General features: G+C 60.3%; 4 protein-coding genes. 2 read left to right on the forward strand and 2 right to left on the reverse strand.

Annotated features, from left to right (window positions below; all coding sequences use genetic code 11):
• Window positions 1-2,961 precede the first annotated feature (2,961 nt).
• Together VMT40_RS37700 and VMT40_RS37705 are read left to right on the forward strand one after the other, a co-directional pair.
• Window positions 2,962-3,957 (forward strand): hypothetical protein, encoded by a 996-nt coding sequence (locus VMT40_RS37700; RefSeq protein WP_326364455.1) that lies wholly within the window; start codon window positions 2,962-2,964, stop codon window positions 3,955-3,957.
• Between the two features lie 15 nt (window positions 3,958-3,972).
• Complete coding sequence (locus tag VMT40_RS37705) at window positions 3,973-5,016, forward strand: hypothetical protein (RefSeq protein WP_326364456.1); 1,044 nt, start codon at window positions 3,973-3,975, stop codon at window positions 5,014-5,016.
• A gap of 47 nt (window positions 5,017-5,063) precedes the next feature.
• Here the strand turns inward: VMT40_RS37705 and VMT40_RS37710 are convergent, their stop codons facing one another.
• Complete coding sequence (locus VMT40_RS37710; RefSeq protein WP_326364457.1) at window positions 5,064-5,717, reverse strand: hypothetical protein; 654 nt, start codon at window positions 5,715-5,717, stop codon at window positions 5,064-5,066.
• Window positions 5,718-5,846: 129 nt separating this feature from the next.
• A protein-coding gene (locus VMT40_RS37715) for an IS3 family transposase (RefSeq protein ID WP_326364396.1) occupies window positions 5,847-6,982 on the reverse strand; the annotation gives its coding sequence in 2 pieces (ribosomal slippage) (window positions 5,847-6,718 and window positions 6,718-6,982; 1,137 coding nt in all).
• Window positions 6,983-7,064 lie beyond the last annotated feature (82 nt).

The raw sequence follows: 7,064 nt of genomic DNA on the forward strand, positions 1-7,064 counted from the left end.
TAAAACTGGAGACAGGTAGGTGTATCGCAGTCATGATCCAATCATAAGCATTTGTCGAAGCATCTGCACAAATCAATATGATGATCTGAATCATGGCCGATGGAAGGCCATTGAGATGCGGTGATGAACCGATCTTCAATGGGGGTAGTGACACCATCGGTCCAGTGGTCCATGCGCCTACCCTCGCATAGATCTTAATAATGACGCAATGAAGAGCTATGCAACCTGACTCAGCATAGGCAGTCCCCGAAATCTGTCCAATGCCCAAACTACGAATCCGAGCAACGGCGAATGAGTGGGTAAATGACTGGGCGATAACATAAGCAGGCTCAGGAGTAGGTTGAAGCGCCGCGTCGACCATCAATGAAGATGCCGGTCGATCGACTATGGGGTACCCACAACTCACTGCATCTGGTAGGTGCATGTAAAGGGTTGATCGTACTGCGGAACTACGGACGGCTTTGCCAGCCTCGCATACATCCGGCCATCGGAGGCATGAACTGGTAAGAGCATCGATCGGATGCATCACAGTGGACGCTGCTATCAGGCGACCCGTTGACACGATCACGTCTAACGTCTTATCGACCGTCGCATGATTCGTCGTAAGCTGGGTCTGATGATGGGTCGCATGAGTCGTCATGTAACGAGTCTTATGTAGGACCTTAGAGTGGCACGAAAGATTGATCCTGGCATACATCACCGTACTGGCTATACATAAAACACGCAGGTCAACGTCGCAATCTGCTCCCTTGATCTGGCCTTCGATCGTCCCCGGTATACCACTTCGTTCGCCGCCGTGTGCGCCGCGGGTCGGCGCAATCTGCGCTCGAATCCGAACTGGAGTACCGGCTAGGCAAGGCATCGTTTCCTCCTCCTCATCTGTGCGAGCGACGTATGGCGATCATGTGGAACTCATCGGACCCCTGTGAGTGTATCGGTCGAAGTCGATGAACTTCGCGATGTGGCGGCACAGCGGGGGACTGGGTGCAGGAAACACGTGCATCGGATCGCGGGCTGGTGGGCCTCCACATGTATGGTGCGAAGAAGGCGATAAGGATGTCGTCACGTTGGGATGATCGGTATCGCAGTAGGTGTCACAGGACCTCTTGACGGTCCACGGCCGAGGAGGGATTCCGTCCGGGGGCAACTCCTGATCACTTGAAGTCGCGCCTTCACATTCGCAATGGACTCGCCGCAGTCAGTTGCGACCTGCAAGGCGTAACGTACATCGCCACGATTCGTGGGCATGCTCCCCGAAATCTGTGCGACGATCCGTAAGAGGGCGCTGATTGGAAGGAGCTCTGATCGCCCACATTGCTGTCACGATCACGGCAGGACGTCGCTACGCGTCCCCTGATCACTGACCCCGTTGCAGACCGAGGGGAGAACATGCCCGCCCGTAGATCATGTGGGTAGTCCTTGGCATTGAGTATCGGGGGGAGTGCGGAGAATGGGGTGGCCTCCTAGGTGCCCAAGACGTATGACCAGACGTGGTGGAACAGGAGTGCCGGGGGTTCATCGGCCCGAATCTCCGAGCGTGTCGGGACCTGCGTAATGATCTGCTTTGACGATGTATTGCACGCACTGACGCGTTGAGCAAGCGACCACGGGCGAGGGCCTGCGGGCGAGTGGCAACGGGGCGTGTTGCAGAGTCCCGCGGGCTGTGTCGGAGTTCGACAGAGCGCCTAGAGCGGCTACAGACCTAAATCGTTCTGCCCGATAGATGCCTCGCAGTTCTGCCGGTGGTCACGAGTATCCAGGCGGTCAGGTATTGACCCGATTAGTCAGACATCGTGGACCACAGAAGACCCGGCTGGTTCGTCGACGACCTGGTTCGCGTAGCCGATTCCGTCATGTCCGACCAGTGCAATCACGGGCCGTTGAGTGCTCGATGGCTACGGCCGAGCCGAGGTCGCCTTTGAAGCTGATCGGGATCGGCTCGCTCGCCACACGAAGCAGTCGTTGACTCAACACATGATTTCCAGGTGTCGACCAGATGATCCACCCCCGAGGGGAGAAGTCTGTTGTCGCGGGTTCGATGGTTCGATAGCAAGGAGGCCCTCAGGCGATGGTTACTAAGCGTTTGCTCAAAATGTCCGAAATGTCCGAATGCTGACCTGCTTGCGGTGTGGCGTGGACCACCTCTGCGCAAAATGGTGTCCAGTTGCGCCATATGATCGCTCGGACCTCGATCTGGCACTTCGATACGAATTTCGCGCGAAAGTGCGTCAGCGTCGAATCTGGCCGCATATGCGCTCTGACCAGGGCAGAACCTGAACCACAAGGCGCCCGAGCCTCCGATCGATGTGACGGCCGCCTTCGTGGACCCGGGTGTCGGGTGTGTCGGCTGTGCCAAACTTCGAGGCATCGCGTGATTGGCCGGCGGGGCCCGTTTCCTGTGTTCAGCTGGCTGTCGTGAGCGGGGGTGTCACTGCCTGCGAGGCACTAGTTATGTTGATTCAAGCAATGGCGCACCCGCCTTCAGGAGGCGGAAATCCGCAGGTGAGGGCAGGATATCGTAGAATTTGGGGCGAGGTTCGGGTTGAGTTCTGACCGATGGTGAACCACGTCGAGTCGGTCTGGGTGAGGGGCGGGGCTTCGAGATTCGCGATTCGCCACGCAACTCACCCAACCATTTTTTGTTCTGGTTTCCCTTAGGGCTGGATATCGGAAACCCAATCAACTAATGCGCAGGTAAAGCGCACAATTCTGATACCGTACGTGACTATGAATACGGTGATCAGCGGCTTCTGGGTCGTCCTTTGTCGAGTAGATGATCAGGCGGTGGGGTGATTGGCGGCGAGGATCGAGTTGACCGCCGACGACCGGGCCCGGGTTTCATCACCACGCAGGGAGAAGGTCAGGTCGCCGGGTACAGTTGCTGGCTACGCGGTGTCGTGGCGGCGGTTTTCTGCTTGGTGCCATGAGCGGGGTGGGCCTCCGCTACCGTCAGATCCGGGGATGATGCCGTCCTACGAAGAGGGACTGGCAGCGTATCTGGCTGAAGCTGCCGACATGGTCAATGCGTCTGGGAAGCCTGCATATGCGGTAGCAACACTTCAGGCGTGGTGTACTGCTATCGCCTATCACTATTCCATCGCGGGGTTGCCCAACCCGGCCCGTTCGGTGGTTGTGTCCGACACGCTGGCCGATATCCGCGCTAAGCGGCTGCGTGCCGGTATCGAGGCGAACAAGGCTGGCCCGCTTTTGACTCCTATGGTGGCGCACATCGTGGAGAGCATCGACGAGCATGCGCATGGCTGGCGTGCACGCATTGCCGCACGACGAGACATTGCGTTGATTCTCGTCCAGTATGCCGCCGGTCTACGGCGGGGTGAACTCGTCGGGTTGTCTATCGCCGATGTGACTCGCCCCCCGGATTCCGCCGATCGATGCTTGCGTATTCGTGTCAGGGGCCGGGCGAGCGGTGATATCGAGGTCGTCCGGTTGGGTAAGGGCGCTGAACCCCGAATGTGCCCGTGCTGTGCGCTACTGAGATGGCTGGCGGTGCTGGCTGCATTCGATCGGGCAATCTCAGTCGGCGCTGGCGACCCGGCCGCCGCTGGGCAATTGGCTGTTCAGCGTGTGCTGCGGCGGAATACAGCCGATGAACTGCATATTTGTGAACGAGATTGGCCAAACGTCCGACGGGCGGGCAGTCCGCTATTTCGTCCGCTGGATCGCGACGGGCTGCCATATGGGCAGGCTCTGACCTCCCGTTCGGTGCCGAACATCCTGAAGCGCCGTGCTGCCCAGGCCGGATTCGAGCCCGAGGTAGTAGATCGCATGCGCGGAAGTTCGGCGCGGGCGGGTGCGATGGTCCAGGCCATGGCCAACGGGGCGGAGGCGTACGTGGTAGCCCGACATATGCGTCTCAGCGACGTTAGTGCTGTGGTGGGCGCCGGTAAGCGTGAGTCTGGGGGAAGATTCTCTGCATCGGATCATCTGGGTCTCTGAAAGGAACGTGTGTGAATGGAGCTCGGTGACGCCGAATTTCATTGCACCGCCGCACCGTTGGGCATGTCATCGCGTTATCGCAGAGATTGGCGCCACTTCGCGATCTGGTGTGCGGCTGCTGAGGTGCAGGCGTTGCCGGCAGCGCCTCTGACAGTGCTGGAATACCTCGCTGATCACCCCGGCCGCCCCGCTACCCAGGCTGGGCGGCTGGCGGCGATCAACAGTGCGCATCGGCTTACGGGACTACCTGTACCCGGCCGGGCCGAGGCGCTCAGGCAGGCATTGAATGATGCGCGCAGCGCGCGTGCCGCGCACTGGAGGCATCTGGTAAACCAACTGCTGCCGAGTATTCCAGCGTGGGGGTGGCCCGGCGGATTGGTCGGTCGACGCAATGCAGCAGTTTTGGTACTTGCCGCATCTGGCGTATCGTTCGCCGATATCGCACGAATGACCTGCAGTGATATACGTATCAACGCTGATTCTGTCCAGGTCGGTACGCATCCGCTCGCCACGATCGGCGCCACCGGAGACCCGGGCTGCTGCCCAGTGGCGGTCGTGCAGGCGTGGATGGACGTCCGTCCGGCCTTGCAACGCTACACTGGCCACACGCTGCTCAAGGCTGCACTCGAATCCGGCACGCTGGCAGGGATTCCGGGCGACATCGCGGCTGCCGACCAGCCACTTTTCGTCATGCTCGATCAGCACGGTTATGCACCCATGCCGCGGATTGATCGTTCGGGCGAGGCGCCAGTGCTTCCTGGCCTATCGCCGGGCGCCGTTGCGGCGGTAGTGAAGCGGCACTTACTGGGTGAGTTGCCGAAATACGTTATACGCCAACATGACTCGTTGGCAGCGCCTGGTTCACGGGTAGCGTCCGATGAGACTGCCTATGAACCGCCGGCGTTGAGTAGGGACTACTACGACAAGGGTGTCGCTGCACGGCGCCGCGATCATGAAACCCTCGCCGACATACCGGATCTGCTCGAAGATGCAGTCGCACGCATGGAGGAACTGCTCGAGCGAACCTCCGACATTCTCCGCGCTGCTCTGGATGAATAGCCGCAGGTATCCGCTCGATGGACACGCCTGGCCACCGGCTGGGCATGTCAATCCGTGGGAGCCGGGCCTGGCGGAACCATGTCTGGCTCCGTTAGCGCCAGTGGTGTTGGCAAAATTGAAGTCTGGCTGTTTCGAACTGAACGGACTCGCTTCAACAAGTCATCTCGACGGAGCCGGTCGATCGTGGCGACGGCCATGATCGCCGAGACCGCCGCGGCGAATATTGCCCAATGTGTGAGCTTGGCGGAGGTAAGAGACGACTGGTATAGCCCTGGTAGCGGATAGCTGCCGTTGCCTGCGAGCCATCGGATGCGCAGGCCTGCCTGTGTGCCGGCGTCCGTCGCCGGACCTGCCTTGAGCATGTGCTCGAGTTCACCGCATTTGCTGTTGAGGTAGATGAGCGTTGCCGAGGCAAATATCGCAGTGGCAGCCGCCAAGCCCGCTGTCACATACGAACGACCAACATTCAGGCCGCGCAGATCAGCCATGACGCTGCACAGGGTGCACATAGCGGCGAGTCCGGTCAGGATTCCCCATGCGCCCGAGATTGAAGCTCTGTGTGGGGGCGAACTCGACCACAGGGAAAGAAGCAAACTCGTGTAGTGGAGCGTTCCGAATGCATTGGACGTGGCCGTGCCGTCCGGGCCTTCAGCACTGATCCATGGCTGGAACAGCAGGATCACAAGCAGCGCAGATCCCATGCCGCAGATCAGATTTCCCAGCTTGATTCGAGGTCGTAGTGCAAGAAGGGCGACACTATGGTTTCCATTCAGGCGCTTCGAGATGTGGTCGAAAAGGCCGTGACTGGGCCCCGATGGCGGGTCCACCGGCTATGTGAGTTGTAGCTGTTGCTCGAACTCGGTCGGTGACCATTGCTGCCGGAATGCTTGCGGGGTAAGGAATCCCAGCGATCCGTGTGGCCGGTAACTGTTGTACTCGATGCGCCAGTCCTCGGCAAGGACCTGCGCTTCGGTCAGCGAATGAAACACCTCGCAAGCGAGGAATTCGTCACGGAAACGTCCGTTGAACGATTCACAGATCCCGTTCTGCCAGGGTGATCCCGGGTCGATGAAAGAGGCGTCGACGCCGGTGAACCGGCACCAGTCGGCCATCGCGTGCGCGGTCATCTCGGTGCCGTTGTCCATGCGGATATGCCTGGGTCTTCGACCTGTGTTGGCGATTATCTCGTCGAGGACGTCGACGAGCTGATCGGCGGTGCACGATCGGAAGGCCCTGGTGGCCAACGCTTCTCGCGTGAACTCGTCGACTATGTTGAGAAACCGGACCTGGCGGCCGTCGACGGTGACGTCGACTTGGAAGTCCAGTGCCCACATCTGATCCGGGAACGATGCCTTCATGCGTTGATTTCGCCCCGGCCCGATGCGGCGTTTCTTACGCACCCGGCTCGGTCTTTTCAATCCCTCCTCACGCCAGAGCCGTTGCGTCCGTTTATGGTTGGTGACCACGCCCTCGCCGCGGCACAGCGCATGGGCCTTGCGCCAGCCCCACCGCGGATGCTTGCGCGAGATCGCGCGCAACCGCGCCCGCAGCGCCCGCTCGATCTCGGCGACGGCCGGCGGTCGGCGTTGCACCGACCGCGACTGCCCAGCCACCCGGCAGGCACGCCGCTGCGACACCCGGAATCGTTGCTGCAGAACCACGACGGCCCTGCGGCGCCGGTCCGGGTTCAGTAGTTTCCCCGGTTCAGTTCCTTGAGCATGTCGATGTCGAGGGCCTGCTCGGCGACCATCTTCTTCAACCGCGCGTTCTCGCGTTCGAGCTCTTTGAGCCGTTTGGCGTCATCGGATTTCATGCCGCCGTACTGGGACTGCCAGCGATGCCAGGAGGCCTCGGAGATCTCGAGGTGTTTACACACCTCCTCGATCGAGAACTTCTCACCGAGCAGCTTCTCGCCCTCGCGGAGCTTGCGGATGATCTGCTCGGGGGTGTGTCGTCGTCGCGCCATGTCGTGATCTCGTCCTCCTGCACCCATTCTGGTGCATCAGAACTCTCACAACCGCTGGACCTGCTCAAAGGGCTCCAGTCAG

Source organism: Nocardia sp. CDC160, assembly GCF_035818795.1.
Taxonomy (GTDB): domain Bacteria; phylum Actinomycetota; class Actinomycetes; order Mycobacteriales; family Mycobacteriaceae; genus Nocardia.